General features: G+C 62.8%; 17 protein-coding genes, 1 tRNA gene and 1 other RNA gene. 10 read left to right on the top strand and 9 right to left on the bottom strand.

Features of this window, described 5'->3' with window-relative positions:
• The first annotated feature begins 73 nt into the window (after positions 1–73).
• Positions 74–1,114 carry an NADPH-dependent curcumin/dihydrocurcumin reductase gene (gene curA / locus J3456_RS08585; RefSeq protein ID WP_349579778.1) on the top strand — a complete coding sequence of 347 codons (1,041 nt, stop codon included), beginning with the start codon at positions 74–76 and terminating at the stop codon, positions 1,112–1,114.
• A gap of 96 nt (positions 1,115–1,210) precedes the next feature.
• Here curA and J3456_RS08580 read toward each other — a convergent pair whose 3' ends face one another.
• Positions 1,211–2,116 (bottom strand): LysR family transcriptional regulator, encoded by a 906-nt coding sequence (locus tag J3456_RS08580; RefSeq protein WP_259948981.1) that lies wholly within the window; start codon positions 2,114–2,116, stop codon positions 1,211–1,213.
• Positions 2,117–2,210: 94 nt separating this feature from the next.
• On the opposite strand from J3456_RS08580, the gene metF reads away from it, so the two are divergent.
• Both metF and J3456_RS08570 read left to right on the top strand, forming a co-directional pair.
• Positions 2,211–3,077: a methylenetetrahydrofolate reductase [NAD(P)H] gene (gene metF, locus J3456_RS08575; protein ID WP_349579777.1), complete on the top strand. Its 867-nt coding sequence runs from the start codon at positions 2,211–2,213 to the stop codon at positions 3,075–3,077.
• A gap of 81 nt (positions 3,078–3,158) precedes the next feature.
• Positions 3,159–3,641, top strand: coding sequence for a PaaI family thioesterase (locus tag J3456_RS08570; RefSeq protein ID WP_067624465.1), 483 nt, complete (start codon positions 3,159–3,161; stop codon positions 3,639–3,641).
• A 79-nt stretch (positions 3,642–3,720) separates the two neighbouring features.
• On the opposite strand, the gene J3456_RS08565 is transcribed toward J3456_RS08570, so the two are convergent.
• Entirely contained in the window at positions 3,721–4,176 is a 456-nt protein-coding gene (locus tag J3456_RS08565) for a PRC-barrel domain-containing protein (protein WP_349579776.1), read from the bottom strand.
• Positions 4,177–4,359: 183 nt separating this feature from the next.
• Positions 4,360–4,436, bottom strand: a tRNA-His gene (locus J3456_RS08560).
• A 362-nt stretch (positions 4,437–4,798) separates the two neighbouring features.
• Here J3456_RS08560 and J3456_RS08555 point away from each other — a divergent pair.
• On the top strand, positions 4,799–4,987 hold the full coding sequence (locus J3456_RS08555; protein WP_259948969.1) for a DUF6324 family protein: 189 nt from the start codon (positions 4,799–4,801) through the stop codon (positions 4,985–4,987).
• Positions 4,988–5,083: 96 nt separating this feature from the next.
• On the opposite strand, the gene J3456_RS08550 is transcribed toward J3456_RS08555, so the two are convergent.
• Positions 5,084–5,560, bottom strand: a complete 477-nt coding sequence (locus tag J3456_RS08550; protein WP_349579775.1) for an MmcB family DNA repair protein — start codon at positions 5,558–5,560, stop codon at positions 5,084–5,086.
• 89 nt (positions 5,561–5,649) lie between these two features.
• Here J3456_RS08550 and J3456_RS08545 point away from each other — a divergent pair, with 89 nt between their 5' ends.
• The 3 genes from J3456_RS08545 (at position 5,650) to ssrS (ending at position 7,982) form a co-directional block, all read left to right on the top strand.
• The gene (locus J3456_RS08545; protein ID WP_349579774.1) at positions 5,650–6,978 is read left to right on the top strand and encodes a hypothetical protein; all 1,329 of its coding nucleotides are present in this window, start codon (positions 5,650–5,652) and stop codon (positions 6,976–6,978) included.
• Entirely contained in the window at positions 6,975–7,751 is a 777-nt protein-coding gene (locus tag J3456_RS08540; protein WP_349579773.1) for a COG3904 family protein, read from the top strand. Before J3456_RS08545 ends, J3456_RS08540 begins: the two co-directional genes overlap by 4 nt.
• Positions 7,752–7,827: 76 nt before the next feature.
• Positions 7,828–7,982, top strand: a non-coding RNA gene (gene ssrS / locus J3456_RS08535) — 6S RNA.
• 58 nt (positions 7,983–8,040) lie between these two features.
• Here the strand turns inward: ssrS and nusB are convergent.
• The 4 genes from nusB to J3456_RS08515 all read right to left on the bottom strand — a co-directional run bounded on the left by nusB (position 8,041) and on the right by J3456_RS08515 (position 10,864).
• Positions 8,041–8,517, bottom strand: coding sequence for a transcription antitermination factor NusB (gene nusB, locus J3456_RS08530; RefSeq protein ID WP_120350678.1), 477 nt, complete (start codon positions 8,515–8,517; stop codon positions 8,041–8,043).
• Positions 8,514–9,065, bottom strand: coding sequence for a 6,7-dimethyl-8-ribityllumazine synthase (locus J3456_RS08525; protein WP_349579772.1), 552 nt, complete (start codon positions 9,063–9,065; stop codon positions 8,514–8,516). The genes nusB and J3456_RS08525 overlap by 4 nt, the downstream gene beginning before the upstream one ends.
• Positions 9,066–9,069: 4 nt before the next feature.
• Positions 9,070–10,194 carry a 3,4-dihydroxy-2-butanone-4-phosphate synthase gene (gene ribB, locus J3456_RS08520; RefSeq protein ID WP_349579770.1) on the bottom strand — a complete coding sequence of 375 codons (1,125 nt, stop codon included), beginning with the start codon at positions 10,192–10,194 and terminating at the stop codon, positions 9,070–9,072.
• An 82-nt stretch (positions 10,195–10,276) separates the two neighbouring features.
• Entirely contained in the window at positions 10,277–10,864 is a 588-nt protein-coding gene (locus J3456_RS08515) for a riboflavin synthase (protein ID WP_349579768.1), read from the bottom strand.
• A 128-nt stretch (positions 10,865–10,992) separates the two neighbouring features.
• On the opposite strand from J3456_RS08515, the gene J3456_RS08510 reads away from it, so the two are divergent.
• The 3 genes from J3456_RS08510 to J3456_RS08500 all read left to right on the top strand — a co-directional run bounded on the left by J3456_RS08510 (position 10,993) and on the right by J3456_RS08500 (position 15,558).
• Positions 10,993–12,285 carry a capsule polysaccharide biogenesis protein gene (locus tag J3456_RS08510; RefSeq protein WP_349579767.1) on the top strand — a complete coding sequence of 431 codons (1,293 nt, stop codon included), beginning with the start codon at positions 10,993–10,995 and terminating at the stop codon, positions 12,283–12,285.
• Between the two features lie 114 nt (positions 12,286–12,399).
• Positions 12,400–13,530 (top strand): polysaccharide biosynthesis/export family protein, encoded by a 1,131-nt coding sequence (locus tag J3456_RS08505; protein WP_269346189.1) that lies wholly within the window; start codon positions 12,400–12,402, stop codon positions 13,528–13,530.
• A gap of 9 nt (positions 13,531–13,539) precedes the next feature.
• On the top strand, positions 13,540–15,558 hold the full coding sequence (locus J3456_RS08500) for a capsule polysaccharide biogenesis protein (RefSeq protein ID WP_349579765.1): 2,019 nt from the start codon (positions 13,540–13,542) through the stop codon (positions 15,556–15,558).
• A 3-nt stretch (positions 15,559–15,561) separates the two neighbouring features.
• Here J3456_RS08500 and ribD read toward each other — a convergent pair whose 3' ends face one another.
• Positions 15,562–16,641 carry a bifunctional diaminohydroxyphosphoribosylaminopyrimidine deaminase/5-amino-6-(5-phosphoribosylamino)uracil reductase RibD gene (gene ribD / locus J3456_RS08495; RefSeq protein WP_349580025.1) on the bottom strand — a complete coding sequence of 360 codons (1,080 nt, stop codon included), beginning with the start codon at positions 16,639–16,641 and terminating at the stop codon, positions 15,562–15,564.
• Positions 16,642–16,653: the final 12 nt, after the last annotated feature.

Raw genomic sequence — 16,653 nt, 5'->3', positions numbered from 1 at the left:
CGCAGCGTGCGGGTTGTTTTAAAAGCACAAGGTGACACCTTGGACCCAAAGCAATCAGCCCGAAGGAAATCCCATGTCCGACCAGATGCAAAAAATCGTCCTCGCCAGCCGCCCTGACGGCGCGCCCACTCCTGAGAACTTCCGCCTAGAAAGCGCGGATATGCCCCAGCCGGGCGACGGGGAAATCTTGGTCGAAGTGCACTACATGTCGCTTGATCCCTATATGCGGGGCCGCATGGATGATGCGAAATCCTATGCGCAGCCGGTGCCTATTGGCGGGCTCATGGAGGGCGGCAGCGTCGGCAAGGTGGTCGCCTCCAATGATCCGAGCTTTAACGTCGGCGATTTTGCCTTTGGTGCCTTTGGCTGGGCGACCCACGGCGTTGCCCCGGCCAAACAGTGTCAAAAAGTCGACGCCGAAGCCGTACCGATCACCGCCTCGCTTGGTGTGCTGGGGATGCCCGGGCTGACGGGGTGGTATGGTTTGAACGAAATCGGCCAGCCGAAAGAGGGTGAGACGCTTGTCGTCGCGGCGGCCACCGGGCCTGTCGGGTCGATCGTGGGACAATTGGCCAAGGCCAAAGGGCTGCGCACCGTCGGCATCGCGGGCGGGGCCGAGAAATGCGAAATCGCCACGCGCGACTTCGGCTTTGACGTCTGCCTTGACCACCGCGCCTATGCCGACGCCAAATCCCTGCGCGCCGCGCTGAAAGAAGCCGCGCCGGATGGCATTGATATCTATTACGAAAACGTCGGTGGCAAAGTGCTTGATGCAGTACTGCCGCTGATGAACCCGCATGGCCGTATCCCGCTTTGCGGCATGATCGCGTGGTATAACGCAGGCGGGCTTGGTGCCGACGCCGAAGGGGCTGGCCTCACCGCGCCGCGGCTGTGGCGGACAATTTTGGTGAATTTCCTCACTGTGCGCGGCTTCATCATCTCGAACCACTGGAACCGCATGCCGGAGTTCCACCGCGAGGTGGCCCCGATGGTCGCGGATGGACGTGTAAAGGTGAAAGAGGACATCACCGAGGGGCTGGAGAATGCGCCGCAGGCGTTCATCGACATGCTGAATGGCGGCAATACTGGCAAGGCTATCGTTAAGGTGAAGTAAGCCTTGCGCCTACCTTTGGCCCGGAATCAAGCCGCAGGCGCCGGGCCATCGCCTTCCCGCCCCCCTCCGGGGAGGCGCTGCCCCTCAGAACGCCGCCTAGGCCCGCTGCAACTTCCGCGCCTCTTGCCCGGCCAGTTTCAACAACTCATCCATAAACGGTTTGCCCAGATCATCCTTGCGCACCGCCGCATAAAGCCGCCGCGTTATGCCCTGTGCCGTCAAAGGCCGCGTGACATAATCCGATGAATATTTCACCTCGCGCACCACCCAATCGGGCAGGACCGACACCCCGCGATTGGACGCCACCAGCAGCAAGATCACTGCCGTTAGCTCGACCTGCCGGATCGCCGCAGGCTCGACCTTGGCGGGGATCAACAACTGGCTGAACACATCCAGTCGCGTCCGTTCCACCGGATAGGTAATGAGCGTCTCACCCCGAAAATCAGCCGCCTCGACAAAGGGTTTCTCAGCCAGAGGGTGGCTTTGCGACGCCACGAAAACCGGATTGTAATCAAAGAGTTCGACAAACTCGACCCCCGGCAGTTCTTCGGGATCGGACGACACCACCAGATCAACCTCTTCGCGCAGCAGAGCGGGCAGCGCGTCAAAGGCCAGACCGGGGCGGATATCGACATCCACATCCTGCCAATGCCGCCGGAACTGCTCCAACACCGGGAAAAGCCACTCGAAACAGGCGTGGCATTCAATGGCAATATGCATCCGCCCCGTGCTGCCTGCCCGCAGCCCCGAGAATTCATCTTGCAAGGCTTCGACCTGCGGCAAGACCTGCTGCGCCAGCTTCAAAAGCCTCTGCCCGGCGGGCGACAGCTTCAACGGTTTTGAGCGCCGGACAAACAACTCAACCCCGGCCTGATCCTCCAAGCCCTTCACCTGATGACTTAACGCCGATTGCGTGATATTCATCTGATCCGCCGCGCGGGCCAGCCCGCCCGCTTCGTGAATGGCCTTGATTGTGCGCAGGTGACGGAACTCAATATGCATGTGAGGCATTACTCATGTTCAAGATGAATGTTATGAGTTTGTCTCACAAGGCTAGATGTGAGACAAGACGTGAAACCGCCAAAAGGATCTCTCCATGACCACGCCTGCCGTTTCCTTCGAAGTCTTCCCGCCCCGCACCGTCGGCGCGGCGTTCAAACTGTGGGATGCAGCTCAGGCGCTGGCCCCACTGGCGCCGCGTTTCTTCTCGGTTACCTATGGCGCGGGTGGCACGACCCGGGATCTGACCCATGATTCGGCACATGTGCTGCACCGTACCTCCGGCCTGCCGGTCGCCGGGCATTTGACCTGCGTGGGGGCCAGCCGCGCGGAAACCATGGACGTCGCCGATAAATTCGCCGAAGCGGGCATCAAAGACATCGTCGCCCTGCGCGGCGATCCGCAGGCGGGCAGCGACAAGTTCGAGCCGCATCCAGAAGGTTTTGCCGATAGCTGCGAGTTGATTGAGGCGCTGGCAAAAACCGGCAAATTCACCATCCGCGTGGGCGCCTACCCCGACCCGCACCCCGAAGCGGCGGACCAGCAGGCCAATATCGATTGGCTGAAACGCAAGTTCGACGCGGGCGCGGACGAGGCGCTGACCCAGTTCTTCTTTGAGGCCGAAACCTTCCTGCGCTTCCGCGACGCCTGCGTCAAAGCGGGCATCGACAAGCCGATCACGCCGGGCATCCTGCCAGTGGTCAACTGGACCTCGGCCCGCAAATTCGCCGTCAAATGTGGCACGCCCATCCCGGAATGGGTCGACCAAGCCTATGAAGCGGCGATCCGCGATGACCGTCATGACCTGCTGGCCCAAGCCATGTGCACCGAACTGTGCAGCGAGTTGATCGATGAAGGCGTGGACGCACTGCATTTCTACACGCTCAACCGCGCCGAACTGACCCGCGATGTTTGCCGCGCCATCGGTGTGACACCGCAGGTTGGTCTGTCGGACGTCGCGTAAACTTAGCACCTCGGGCGCAGGGGCTTGCCCCTGCCCCCCTCGGGCGTATCCTCCGGCAAAATTCATCTGCCGGAGAAGACCATGCCCCGCATCGCCCAAAGCCCTGCTGACCTTTTGTCCCAATCCGAGGCCCTGAAACTGTCGGGGCTGGAGTTCATGCAGGCCATCCTCGACGGCACCAACCCCGGCCCGCCCATCGGCCAGACCATGGGCTATGCGCTGCATTCGGTCGAAGAAGGCCGCATCGTTTTTCGCGGCGCGCCGAGCTTCGCCATGACCAATCCGATGGGCACTGTGCATGGTGGCTGGTACGGCACGCTGCTCGATTCGGCGATGGCCTGCGCGGTGATGACAAAAGTCCCACGCGGCTCGGTCTATACCACTTTGGAATACAAGATTAATATCCTGCGCGGCCTGCCCTTGGGGATGGAGATCGACTGCATCGGCGTGACCGATCACGTAGGCCGCTCCACCGGTGTGGCGCATGGAGAAATACGCGGGGTCGAGGATGGCAAACTCTATGCCACTGGCTCAACCACCTGCATCGTGATGAAGCTAGGCTAATCCCATTCACAAAAAACCCCGGCGTGGACAGTGCCACGCCGGGGTCAGTACTCTTACCTTAAAAAGTTAACCGGTCAAATCAGTCCCAGAAACCTTCGTCAACGCTGGGCAGCGCCTCCAGTTCTTCTTCGCTCAGGCGGGTAACATAGGCATAGGTTTGATCGTCCACCGCCACGAGGTTCACGTCGGGCGTCGAAATCATGACATGTTTGTCACCGATATCGAGGAAACCACCGACTTCGGCTACGATACCGACCATCTGGCCGTTTTTGGACAGCACGATGTCTTCGATCTCACCGATCTCGTTCCAGTCGGCGCCAATTTCGGAATATGCCGTGTTGGGGCTCCATTCGTCGCTGGCTTCGTTGATGGTATAGATCTCGCCACCGGTGATATCGCGCGAGCGGATCAGATCGCCGCGCATCTCGTTCATCGCCGTGCTGTCGAGGTTGGAATGGTCGACCATATGGGTCTCGGCGAAAGCGGCGGTCCCTGCGAGTGTCAGGGCAAGGGTGCTGGCTGTGAGCGTTTTCATGTCTATCTCCTCTTTCGTTCATTGCTGTAGTCACAACGAAAGATCAGGGAGAACGTTCCAGAAAAAGCTAAAATTAACTATGGGTTAAGGTGGAAACGCCAGCGCGGCACTGCGCTGCCAGCCTTCACAACCAAGGATCAGCTTCACCGGACGGGGTGACCGAAGTACTAAGAAGGGGGGGGGTGGTACCACCTCCTGGTCTCGAACCAGGGACCTCTTGATCCACAATCAAGCGCTCTAACCAACTGAGCTAAGGCGGCACTGGGGCGGATTTAGCGCCCGTGGCGGAGGAATGCAAGACCTCAGGGACAGAAGAATGATCGGTTTTCGGCAGAATTTTTGCGCCATCCCGATCGTCGCCTTTTCCGGGGGAAACTTCGGTGGCTGTCCGCGGGTTCTTGCGCCCCTGCCCTTGCACCGCGCCTTGTTCAGTCGTTTCAGTTCAGAGGTGGGCCAGAAGACGACAGTGTAGCCCACCACGCGCGGCATAGTGGGTCAGCGTTTCCTACACGCATCGGCACCTCGCGGAATCCCGCCCCCCAAAGCCCCGCAACACCGCAAGATCTCTTGCCTTTTCCGGCACGCCGCGCTAGCGATAAGCCCCACCAAACCGGAGGCTCCCATGGGCATCGACACCGAACGCGACATCGAAGCAAACCTGCAAATCGGCCCGACCGACAAAGGCATGGTCCGCCTATTTGTCGAAGGGGACGGCGTTGAAATCCCGATGGATTTCACGCCCGAAGAAGCCCGCGAAATCGCCGAAGAAATCATGGCCGCTGCGAACCGCGCGGACAAAAAAGGGCGTTAAGCCCCTTTGAGGGAGCGGTAGCCGCAGAGCATTGCGTCATTCCAGCGCTCTGCCAAGGCACTACTTTCGAAGCACGAACAGCGCCCGGCCCCACAATCAAGACCAGTTCGGCGCCATATCTGGATCGCGCAGCCGGTGCAGGCGCCGGGCGGCATGGGTCGCGAACTTTTGCACCATCACCTTGCGCCGGGCGGGCGCAAGCTTGGTCTCATCGCTCATCCGAACAATCTCGGCCCCATAGGCGTCACCGATGATAAGGCCGCTTTTCTCTGGCAGCAGCTCGACCGGAAAATCACTGTCGACGGCCCAAAAGAACCGGTCCCCCCATTCCAAATAGCCCTCCCATTTTGCATCACCCATAAAATCGGCGCGGCAGGATTTACATTCGACGATCCAAATCTCCCCCTTGGGGCCAAGTGCCATCACGTCCACCCGCAGGCCGCGCCTTGGCACCAGTTCCTCAACAGAGGCGAAACCCAGATCGGCCAAATGCCGCATCACCCCCCGCGCCAGAAGCTGACCGGGTTGGAACTGTCGTATCTCGTTTTCCATCATAGGGACAAATATGAACATTTAGTGAACATTCGCAAGAGCCCGAACCGGAAAGTTTGGTATTTTCCCCACAACCCCCTATCTTCAAACAAGCAAAGCGAGGGGGGCCCATGGCACAACGCGAACCGATGAGTGAGACACAGGCGCGCGGGGTGCGCTATGCCCGTGAGTTGGAGGGCCATTTGACATGGCTCGACACATTCTCTGGCACGGCGCTTGGCGTTTTGGCCGTGGCCTCGGGTATCTACACCTACCTTGGCGTGTCCTCGCTGCTCGATGACAACGGCGCCATGTCGGCCTTTGCCGCGATCGCCTATTCCGTGGCGGTTTCGGTCGGTATCTTCGTCTTTTGGTCCTATCTGCTGCGGCTCTTCCCCGCCGTGCGCACGACACGGGCGCGGATGGGGCTTTTGGGGGCCATGGGCCTCGGCTCCGTGGCGATCATCGCGATGTCGAGTTGGCTGAACGCCGCGGCGCTGGCTGGGTCGGCGGCGGTCGAACAGCATCTCGCCGAGACGGTGCAAGACTACCAAGGCGCGCTAGAGCGCACCCATGAAATCGCCCTTTCTGCCCAAGGGCTTGAGCGTGACGTGGCGCGGGTCAGACAGAGTTTTGAGGACCTGAGCGAACAAGAGGCCGCAGGCAGCCTTTCGGGCCTTGCCGGGCGCGGCGCGGTATTCCGCGTCCTGCGTCAGAAATCGGCGGAATTGGCAGGGCTAGAGGCGCAGATCGCCACGCAGACCCCGCTGGTGAATGACGCCTTCGCCGAGGGCAACCAGATCCTCAGCCGGATGCGCGCGCTGACCGTTGAGCCCGGCCCGGTTCAAGCACGCTCGGTCGAATTTTCCGAACAGGCCGTGCGCCTTGCCGGTCTGATCACCCGTCTGCGGCAACTCTCGGTCGCACCACTGGTTGAACGCGCGGCGCAGGATCTGGCCGCCTCCGTCGTGCTGCCGGAACTGGACGGCAGCAACGAAGAACAGCGCGGCGCGCAGGGCGCAACGATCACCTCGGTGCTCGAAGTGCTGGCGCAGCGCGCGGCGACATTGGAACGCGCGGCGCAGGATGTGCAGGCCATGCCACCCGCCGCCGACACGACCTATACGCCGATTTCCAGCGCCGATGCGGTGATCCTCTATGCGCGCAACTTCGTGCCTTCTTGGGCCGGAGCGATTGCGATTGACCTATTGCCCGCCGTGCTGGTGATGATCCTCGCCATTACCCAAGGTGCTATCCGCTCTGGCCGCGAGGGGGCCGCGGTCGAAGACACGTTGACCCTTGCCGAGCTGCGCGCAGCACTGGCCGCCGTGCGCGATGTCGATGTGGCGATGCAAGAAAGCCCCGCCCACAAACGCCCCGCCGCCGAAGCCGCTCCTGCACCCGATGAGGGCGCGCGCGAAGACGCCCCCGGCCATGTCACGCCGATCAAAAGCACATGAGCGAGGAGACTTCGGAGAAACTGGAAGGCACCCGCCGCCCGCCCATCGTGGGGCGGGTGCTAATCGGCGTGCTGATCTTTCAACTGGGCCTTGCGGTGCTGCTGTTCTGGGGCGATTTGGGCGAGGGGCTGCGCCTGCCCGGCTTTGGCACGCGTGCACCGGAACTGACAGAGCCCATCCGCCCCGGCGACCAGACCCGCCGCTTTCGCCCTGAACGCGCGCCAAATCCCGGCCAGCCGATGCCCGATACCGCCCTGCCCGACCGGCTGATCCTCACGCCCGTCTCTGGCGGTCGCGCGGCATTGCTGGAAGGCGCCATCGAGGCAGGCGATGCAGAGCGGATCGCCAAGCAACTGGCCGAGATTTCCCCCGCGCCCGAGGAAATCTATCTCAACTCCCCCGGCGGGTCGGTCCGCGATGCGCTGGAACTGGGCCGCTACCTGCGCCGCGAAGGGTTCGACACCGCGCTGCGTGAGGGCGACATCTGCTATTCCGCCTGCCCCTACCTGCTGGCCGCAGGCGAGGCACGCAGGGTCCCCGACAGCGCCTCGGTCGGGGTGCACCAGCATTACTTCGGCGAAAGCACGATTCTGCCTGCCTTTGTCGCCGTGGAGGATATCCAGCGCGGCCAAGGCGAGGTGATGCGCTATCTGGATGACATGGGGGTAGACCCGCTGGTGATGCAACATGCGCTGGTCACCCCGCCCGATGAAATCTACGTACTGCTGCCGGAAGAGTTGCGCCGCTATGGCTTTATCCCTTCTGAGGACTGAGCGGAGCGCAGAAGTTTCGCAAATCCACCTTCGCCCCCTTGCCGCAGCCCCCCATGGACCCTACATCGGGGGTCGACGGGTTCTGCCCTGTTCGTGAACGTTACATTCCAGTGGCCTTAAGCAAATCCGAGGGAGCTGGCTCTGTCCGAGCCCTGGTTCGGTTACCTGGCGCCCACCTGTACATACAGGTCCTCGGGAATATAAAACAGCAGCGGCAGGCGCGGTTCCCGTCACTTTTCCCAAGATAATGATGTGGTTGATGGCCCCTCGGGGCCACTTTCCCTTGCGCTTAAAACGCTTCGGGACGGGCCTCTCGGGCCATATGGTCGAGCACCGCGTTCACAAAGCTCGGCTCGCGCCCTTCGGGGAAGAACGAATGGGCCACGTCGACGTATTCCTTGATCACCACGCGCGGCGGCGTATCGTCATGGCGGAGCTCGGCACCCGCGGCGCGGAACAGCGCGCGCAGGGTCGGGTCGATCCGGGCGATGGCCCATTTGGCGACGATGGCACGGTTGGCCATCTGGTCGATCGGAGCCTGATAGTTCACCGCATCTTCCAGCACGCGAGAGAAGTGATCCACATCCCCCTCCTGCATTTCGTCGCCCTCATAGACAGCACCAAAACGGTGGTCGATGAACTCGTGACGCACGACATCGACCGTCTGCGCGGAATGTTCCATCTGGAACAGCGCCTGCACGGCATAGAGCCGCGAGGCCGACTTCATCTTACGTTTCTGATTGCCCGAAAGCGCGTTGCTGGTCATGCGATGTTTGATCCGTCCGTGTCGCCGGCCATCAAGGTGTCCTGCCCGAATGGCTTGAACCCGATGCCCTTGCTCTGGCGGCCCCATTTACGAGCGAGCGCGATAAGATGCAAGGCCGCAGCCGCCGCACCGCCACCTTTGTTTTGCCCCGCAGGGTCGGCGCGGACTTCGGCTTGTTTCTTGTTCTCGACCGTCAGGATGCCATTGCCGATGCAAAGCCCTTGCAGGCCAAGCAGTTGCAAGGCGCGGCTGCTGTCGTTGCAGACGGTCTCGTAGTGTGTGGTCTCGCCCCGGATCACGCACCCCAAAGCGACATAGCCGTCGAAATTGCTGCCCCGGTCGGAGATGCCGATGGCGGTGGGGATCTCCAGCGCGCCGGGCATCTCAACGACCTCATAGGTGGCACCTGCGGCCTCAAGCTCGGCCTTGGCGCCGGTCAACATGCCATTCGCGATGTCCGAATAATAGGGCGAAACGACGATCAGCAGCTTAACCGGTTCGTCGAACGCGGGGCGCGGCAGGATAGTGTGTTCTTCAGCGGAAGCCATGGTCTTACTCCGTGGTGATGGGTCGGGTGCCCACGATTTCCAGCGCATAGGCATCAAGGCCCAGATAGCGCGTGTCGGGATTGTCGGTCAGCAGGACAAGCTCATGCAGGCCCATCGACGACAGGATCTGCGCGCCCAGCCCGGTGCGTTTGATGGTGCGCGGACGCTCGTCATCTTCGGCATCCAGCCGCAGGCGCGGATAGGGATCCCGGAACAGCACGACAGCGCCGCGCCCTTCATCGGCGATGATCTGCATCGCGCGGGGCAATTCATCCGCCGGGCTGGGGCCAAGACCGAGGATATCTTCCAGCGCGTTGATCGCATGGGTCCGGATCAGCACCGGCTCGGGGGTCGAGATATCGCCCTTGGTCAGCACCACGTGATCAGTGCCCGTGATTTCGTCAGAGAAAACACGCATTTGCCAGTCGCCGCCATAGGCCGAGGTCACGGTGCGGCTGTCACGCTCCACCAGCAGGTTGTCATGTTTGTGGCGGTAGGTGATCAGGTCGCTGATCGTGCCGATTTTGAGGCCATGCTCAGCCGCAAATTCCACCAAATCAGGCAGACGGGCCATTTCGCCATCGTCTTTCATGATCTCGCAGATCACGCCCGAAGGATGCAGGCCAGCAAGCCGCGAAATATCCACGGCTGCTTCGGTATGCCCTGCCCGCACCAGCACGCCACCATCGCGGGCGCGCAGCGGGAAGACATGGCCGGGGGTGGCAATATCTGCCGAGCCTGCTTGCTCAGAGATCGCCACCGCCACGGTCAACGCACGGTCTGCCGCAGAAATACCCGTGCTCACGCCTTCGCGCGCTTCGATGCTGACGGTAAAGGCCGTTTCATGCCGCGAGGAGTTGTTCACCGCCATCATCGGCAAGCCCAGATGATCGACCCGCGCCGAGGTCATCGGCAAGCAAATCAGCCCGCGTCCGTGGGTCGCCATAAAATTGATCGCCGCGGCATCGGCAAACTGCGCCGGGATCACCAAATCACCTTCATTCTCGCGGTCCTCATGGTCCACCAGAATGAACATGCGGCCTTGGCGCGCGTCTTCGATGATGTCTTCAATCGGAGAAATCGCGTCGCTCAGCCCTGTCTCGACCGGTCCAGGTTTGTCAAATTGCATCGGCTGCTTTCCATCTATCTGTTGCCCGGCTCATAGCCTGACCTGCGCCGCTTGGCCAGAGCGTGCCCCGAAGGGCGCTGCGTTACATCTCGTTCAGACGTGCCACATACCGCGCCAGCGTGTCGATTTCGAGGTTGACCAGATCGCCGACCTTGGCATCGCCCCAAGTGGTGACTTCCTTGGTATGCGGAATGAAGTTGATACCAAAATCACAGCCGTCGACGTCATTTACCGTGAGCGATGTACCATTTAACGCGACCGAGCCCTTTTGCGCGATAAACCGCGCCAGTTCTTTCGGCGCGCGAAGTGTCACGCGGGTGCTGTCGCCCTCATCTTTCATCTCGATGATCTCGGCCACGCCATCAACATGGCCCGACACGATATGCCCGCCCAACTCATCGCCCACCTTCAGCGCGCGCTCAAGGTTCACGCGGCGCCCCTCGGCCCAATGCTGGCCAAGGTTGGTCTTGGCCACCGTCTCGGCGCTGATCTGCACCTCGTACCAATCGTCGCCCAGCCCCACGACCGTCAGGCAGACCCCGTCGCTGGCGATTGACGCGCCCATGTCGATGCTGCTGGTGTCATAGCCGGTCTGAATGCGCGCGCGCAGGTCGCCTTCCTGCTCCAGCTTGGTCACGCTGCCAACGTCTGTGATAATGCCGGTGAACATGGATAGGCTCCTTTGCAGTTTGGCGCAGTGGTAAACCCGCGCACCGCCACAGGCAAGAGCGGGTGACGCCACATTGTCGCCCCTATTATATGGTGGTTAAGGGTAAACCATGCCGACTTAGGACCCGTATGACCGTGACCGCTGCACCCGCCCGCACCTTCCTGTTCCTGCAAGGCCCGCATGGGCCTTTCTTTAACAGTCTGGGCAAGATGCTGCGCCGGGCGGGGGCCGAAGTTTGGCGTGTGGGCTTCAACGCGGGCGACCGGGCCTTTTGGTTTCATCCGTCGACCTACATCCCCTATCGCGGCACGGTAGAGGACTGGCCTAGCGTTTTCGCCACCCTGTTGGAGCAAAAACAGGTCACCGACATCGTGCTTTATGGCGACACCCGTCCGATCCACGCCGAAGCCGTGGCCGAGGCCAAGCGCCGCGGCATCACCGTGCATGTTTTCGAGGAAGGCTATATGCGGCCCTATTGGGTCACCTATGAGCGCGGCGGCTCAAACGGCAATTCGCGCCTAATGGAGATGACCATTCCGCAGATGCAGGCAGCGCTGGCACGCTCGGACATGGAAGCCCCCCTGCCCCCCGGCCACTGGGGCGACATGCGGCACCACATCTTTTACGGCGCGCTTTACCATTGGTTCGTGATGTTCCGAAATGGCGATTACCGCAATTTCAAACCGCACCGCAGCCTGCCGGTGACCAAGGAATTCCGCCTCTACCTCAAGCGCCTGCTGCTGATGCCGGTGCTGGCCGCTGACCGCCTGCTGTCTACGCTCAAAATCCGGCTGGGCGGGTTTCCCTATCATCTGGCGTTGCTGCAACTAGAGCATGATTCCTCTTTCCAGAAGCACTCGCCCTTCGACACGATGGCCGATTTCCTAGAGCTGGTGATCGAAGGCTTTGCCAAGGGCGCGCCGCAGCACCACCACCTCGTCATCAAGGCGCATCCGCTGGAAGATGGCCGCGTGCCCATGCGGCGCGATGTCAAACGGCTGGCGCGTGCCTTCGGCGTTTCAGACCGGGTGCATTTCGTCCGCGGCGGCAAGCTGGCACAGCTTTTGAATGACACGCGCAGTGCTGTGACAGTGAACTCTACCGCCGGGCAACAGGTGCTTTGGCGTGGCATCCCCCTCAAGGTCTTTGGCCGGGCGGTTTATTCCCAGCCAGAGTTCGTGTCGGACCAGCCTTTGCCGGATTTCTTTGCCGCGGCCAGCCGCCCCGACAACCTCGCCTATAAGGACTACCGCCGCTATCTCCTTGAAACTTCTCAGGTTCCCGGCGGGTTCTATGCCGCGCGTGGGCGACGTCAGTTGCTGCGCCAAGTGGTCGATATGATGCTCGCGCCCGACGATCCATATGACGCACTGGAACAGGGCACCGCGGCCCCTCGGCAACAGTTGCGGGTCGTCACCTGAGTTAACCCATTCCGGCCTGTAGATTTTTTCGTTAGGCTGCGCTAAGTTGTAAAGTAATACGCCAAAACAATTGGCGATTTCGAGGCAGATATTTCAGGTCGAGGAGACCGGGCAGTGAAATCCGTATCTTTCCGGTGGGCGCGTCCCGTCGCAGCACTGGCGGCAGTGGCCGTCATCTCATCTTGCGGTTTGCCGCAGGTCGGGCCGAACAAGCGGCAAATCTATGCAGGCTCCGTTCAACGCGAGGGCGACGCCTTTGTCGTCAGCGTGAACGACCGCGTTACCCGTGCCACCGCCGTGGCCCCCGCGCTTGGCTTTTCCGAAAGCTTTAAAAACGCAGGTCGGGTCGGCTCTGACACGATCCAACCGGGCGACATCCTTGGCATCACCGTGTACGAGAACGTGGATGATCCGCTTCTCGGCGTCGAAGGCGCGCCTGCCACCCTGCTCGAAGAAGTGCAGGTCGATGGCGCAGGCTTTATCTTTATTCCCTACGCGGGCCGCATCCGTGCTGCGGGCAACACACCCGAGGCCATCCGCCGCATCATTACCCAAAAATTGGGCGAACAGACCCCCGACCCACAGGTCGAAGTGCGCCGCGCGGCTGGCGATGGCTCAACCGTGTCGCTGATTGGCTCCATCGGCGCGCAGGGCGTCTATCCGATCGAGCGCCCCACCCGTACGCTGGCCGCCATGTTGGCCCGCGCAGGCGGTGTGACCATCATTCCCGAAATCGCGCAAGTCACCGTGATCCGCGGCGGGCAGCGCGGCAAAATCTGGTTCCAAGACCTCTATGACCACCCCGAGCTTGATATCGCACTGCGCCCCGGCGACCGCATTCTGGTCGAGGAAGACACACGTTCTTTCACCGCCCTTGGCGCCACCGGCGGTCAGGCCCGCGTGCCCTTTGAATCGCAGAACCTCTCGCTTTTGGAAGGCATCGCGCAGGTTGGCGGGCTGAGCCCGATCTCGGCTGATCCCACCGGCGTTTTCGTCTTCCGCAATGAGCCTGAAGAGGTCGCCGAGCAGGTGTTGGGCCGCAGTGATCTGACCGGCGCGCAGCGTTTGGTCTATGTGACCGATCTGACCAAACCCAACGGCATGTTCATGGCCCGTGACTTTGTAATCCGCGACGGTGACACGATCTATGTCACCGAAGCGCCCTTCACCCAGTGGAGCAAGGTGATCTCGGCCATCACAGGCACGGCAGGGTCGGCGGACAGCATCACCTCACTTTCTGAATGATCCACCCCGGTGGCCTTTGAAGCTGACCCATACCCCGCCGCCGGTCCCGAAAGGAGCCGGCGGCTTTTCGTATATAACGGCGGATTTCTGACGCAGCGCCGTCTGCGCCGCATCCTGCATCTGTCGGGCCATTCCCTGCGCATCGGCCTGCCCGGCCCCGATGATGCCGTGGCAGTCTGGGGCAACTCCCCCACCGCGCATCGCGGTTTGGCCATGGCGGCAAAACGCGGCGTGCCGGTGATCCGTGTGGAGGACGCTTGGCTGCGCTCCCTCCACCCCGGCCGCGCCGGAGAGCCTCCCTTGGGCCTGCTGATCGACAGCCGGGGCGCGCATTTCGACCCTGCCCAGCCCTCTGACCTTGAAGACCTGCTGGCCCATCATCCGCTGGACAACACCGCCCTACTGGACCGCGCGCGGGGCGGTATGGCGCAGATGGCCGAGGCGCATCTGACCAAATACGCGGGCTTTGACCTCGGCACCCCTGCCCCTGAACCGGGCTATGTGCTGGTGATCGACCAGACCCGCGGCGACGCTTCGGTCACCGCTTCGGGCGCGGATCGCGCCCGGTTTCTGGAAATGCTCGTCTTCGCGCAAGAAGAGCATCCCGGCGCGCGGGTCATCATCAAAAGCCACCCTGAAACGGCGCAGGGTTATCGCGCCGGGCATTTCGGCCCCGAGGATACCAACGACCGGATCACCCTGCTGACCGATCCCATCAGCCCTTGGGCGTTGTTCGAAGGCGCTGTCGGCGTCTATACTGTGTCCTCTCAAATGGGGTTCGAGGCGATCTTTGCCGGTCACAGGCCGCGCGTCTTCGGCCAGCCCTTCTATGCCGGTTGGGGGCTGACGGAAGATGAATTCCCCGTCCAACGCCGCCAGCGCCGCCTTAGCCGCGCGCAACTCTTTGCGGCGGCGATGATCCTCTATCCCACGTGGTACGACCCCTACCGCGACCGGCTCGGCAGTTTCGAGACCGCCCTTGCCGCGATCACAGCTCAGGCCCGCGCGTGGCGGGAGGATCACCCTGGTTGGGACGCTTGGGGCATGCGCCTGTGGAAGCGCCGTCCGCTGCAGCAATTCTTTGGCGCGTCAACGCCGCTTCGCTTTCGCAAAGGCGCGGCAGAAGCCCCCGAGCCGCCCCGCCGCGCCATGGTCTGGGCCAGCAAGGCAGAGACCGCGCCCCAGGGTGCCATGCGGGTCGAAGACGGGTTTCTGCGCTCACGCGGGCTGGGGGCCGAACTGGTCCCGCCGCTGTCGCTGGTCTGCGATGATCTGGGCATCTACTACGACCCCCAAGGGCCAAGCCGTCTGGAGAAATGGATCGGGAAACGCGCTGAGCTGCGCCCCGATCAACTGGCCCGCGCCCGCGCGCTGATCGACAGGCTCACCGGCGCGGGGCTGAGCAAATACAACCTTGGCGGCGCCGCACCCGACCTGCCCCCGGGCCGCCGGATCCTTGTGCCTGGACAGGTGGAAGATGACGCTTCGATCCTCACGGGCACCGAAGCCGTGCGCAGCAACGCGGCCTTGTTGGCCGCCGCCCGTGCCGCCAACCCGGATGCCGTGATCCTCTACAAACCCCACCCCGATGTCGAAGCGGGCCTGCGCAAGGGCGCGACCGAGGCGCATGACGCCGATCTTATCCTCCACAACGCCGACCCGATGGCGCTTTTGGGCCAAGTCGATGCGGTTTGGACCATGACCTCGCTCTTGGGGTTCGAAGCCCTGCTGCGGCGCGTGCCGGTGGTGACCCTCGGCGCGCCTTTCTACGCAGGCTGGGGGCTGACCGAAGACCGGGGCGATGTGCCGCCCCGCCGCCGGGCGCAACCGACCTTGGAAGGGCTGGTTCATGCCGCCCTCATTGATTACCCGCGCTACCGCGATCCGCTAAGCGGCCTGCCCTGCCCCGTCGAAGTGGTGGTCGAACGGCTGGCCTCTGGCAGCCTGCCCCGCGCCGGGCTGGGCAATCGGCTGCTGTCGAAACTTCAAGGGGCCTTTGCCAGTCAGAGCCACCTCTGGCGGCGGTAGCGTTTAGTCGGCCGCGTTCCGACGCCAAACGTGCAGCAAGTCCGGGCCGATCTGCTGGCTCGATTGCAGGGCAAAGCGCGGCGCCTCGGCCAGCCGCGAGAGGCCAAGCGCTCCGATCCCCGGCAGACCTTCGGCGCCGATCACCAGCCCGGCGGTAAAGCCCACCAGCCGGTCGACCAAATCCGCCTCAATCAAGGACGCGGCCAAGGCGCTGCCGCCCTCGCAGAAGATACGGGTGAGCCCGTGGCTTGCCAGTTGCCGCAACATGTCGCTGGGGTTCAATTGCGCCCCCCGCGCGGCGCAGGGCAGCATCGTGGCCCCCAGATCGGACCACGCTTTCACCAAGGCCGGATCGGCATCCGTGCCATGGCAGAGGATCAACGGCACCTCTGCCGCCGTCCGCGCCAATTGCCCCATCAGCGGCAGATCAAGCCTGCGCGAGACGACGACGCGGGCCGGTTGCTGGGCGACACCAAGACCGCGCACCGTGAGGCTTGGATCGTCCTTGCGCGCGGTGCCTGCCCCGACCATCACCGCGTCGTGTCGCGCGCGCATGGCATGGGTTAGCCGCCGCGCCGGGGCGTCGGTGATCCACTGGCTCTCGCCCGTGCCGGTGGCGATGCGCCCGTCAAAGGAATTGGCCAGCTTCAGCGTCAGCATCGGGCGGCCCAAATCGGTGCGGCAGAAAAAACCGGCGTTATCCGCACGGGCCGCGTCTTCGTGCAGACCTACCGAAACCTCGATCCCCGCCGCGCGCAACATCGCGATGCCGCGTCCGTTCACCCGCGCGTCATCGTCCTGCGTCGCGATCACCACCCGCGCCACGCCCGCGTCGATCAGCGCCTGTGCGCAGGGCGGTGTTTTGCCATGGTGGGAACAGGGCTCAAGCGTGACATAGACCGTCGCCCCGCGTGCCGCAGCGCCCGCCTGCACCAACGCCTGCGGCTCTGCATGGGGGCGCCCGCCGGGCTGGGTCCAGCCGCGCCCAACGATCCGGGTGCCTTGCGCAATCACACAGCCGACCGCCGGGTTGGGCCAAACATTGCCCTGCCCGCGCCGCCCCAAGGACAGCGCCAGCGCCATGAACCGCGCGTC

It is taken from the genome of Sulfitobacter sp. NFXS29 (assembly GCF_040148765.1).
Taxonomy (GTDB): domain Bacteria; phylum Pseudomonadota; class Alphaproteobacteria; order Rhodobacterales; family Rhodobacteraceae; genus Sulfitobacter.
The sequence above is the reverse complement of the archived record's forward strand: the minus strand, read 5'-3'. Positions and strand labels throughout refer to the sequence as shown.

Excerpts from the sequence above, each read along its gene's own strand:
- J3456_RS08555 (WP_259948969.1), top strand. The coding sequence starts at position 4,799 with ATGGGCATCGACACCGAACGCGACATCGAAGCAAACCTGCAAATCGGC.
- J3456_RS08540 (WP_349579773.1), top strand. The coding sequence starts at position 6,975 with ATGAGCGAGGAGACTTCGGAGAAACTGGAAGGCACCCGCCGCCCGCCC.
- J3456_RS08515 (WP_349579768.1), bottom strand. The coding sequence starts at position 10,864 with ATGTTCACCGGCATTATCACAGACGTTGGCAGCGTGACCAAGCTGGAG.
- J3456_RS08550 (WP_349579775.1), bottom strand. The coding sequence starts at position 5,560 with ATGTTCATATTTGTCCCTATGATGGAAAACGAGATACGACAGTTCCAA.
- metF (WP_349579777.1), top strand. The coding sequence starts at position 2,211 with ATGACCACGCCTGCCGTTTCCTTCGAAGTCTTCCCGCCCCGCACCGTC.
- J3456_RS08510 (WP_349579767.1), top strand. The coding sequence starts at position 10,993 with ATGACCGTGACCGCTGCACCCGCCCGCACCTTCCTGTTCCTGCAAGGC.
- J3456_RS08545 (WP_349579774.1), top strand. The coding sequence starts at position 5,650 with ATGGCACAACGCGAACCGATGAGTGAGACACAGGCGCGCGGGGTGCGC.
- J3456_RS08525 (WP_349579772.1), bottom strand. The coding sequence starts at position 9,065 with ATGGCTTCCGCTGAAGAACACACTATCCTGCCGCGCCCCGCGTTCGAC.
- ribB (WP_349579770.1), bottom strand. The coding sequence starts at position 10,194 with ATGCAATTTGACAAACCTGGACCGGTCGAGACAGGGCTGAGCGACGCG.
- curA (WP_349579778.1), top strand. The coding sequence starts at position 74 with ATGTCCGACCAGATGCAAAAAATCGTCCTCGCCAGCCGCCCTGACGGC.
- J3456_RS08570 (WP_067624465.1), top strand. The coding sequence starts at position 3,159 with ATGCCCCGCATCGCCCAAAGCCCTGCTGACCTTTTGTCCCAATCCGAG.
- ribD (WP_349580025.1), bottom strand. The coding sequence starts at position 16,641 with ATGGCGCTGGCGCTGTCCTTGGGGCGGCGCGGGCAGGGCAATGTTTGG.
- nusB (WP_120350678.1), bottom strand. The coding sequence starts at position 8,517 with ATGACCAGCAACGCGCTTTCGGGCAATCAGAAACGTAAGATGAAGTCG.
- J3456_RS08565 (WP_349579776.1), bottom strand. The coding sequence starts at position 4,176 with ATGAAAACGCTCACAGCCAGCACCCTTGCCCTGACACTCGCAGGGACC.
- J3456_RS08580 (WP_259948981.1), bottom strand. The coding sequence starts at position 2,116 with ATGCATATTGAGTTCCGTCACCTGCGCACAATCAAGGCCATTCACGAA.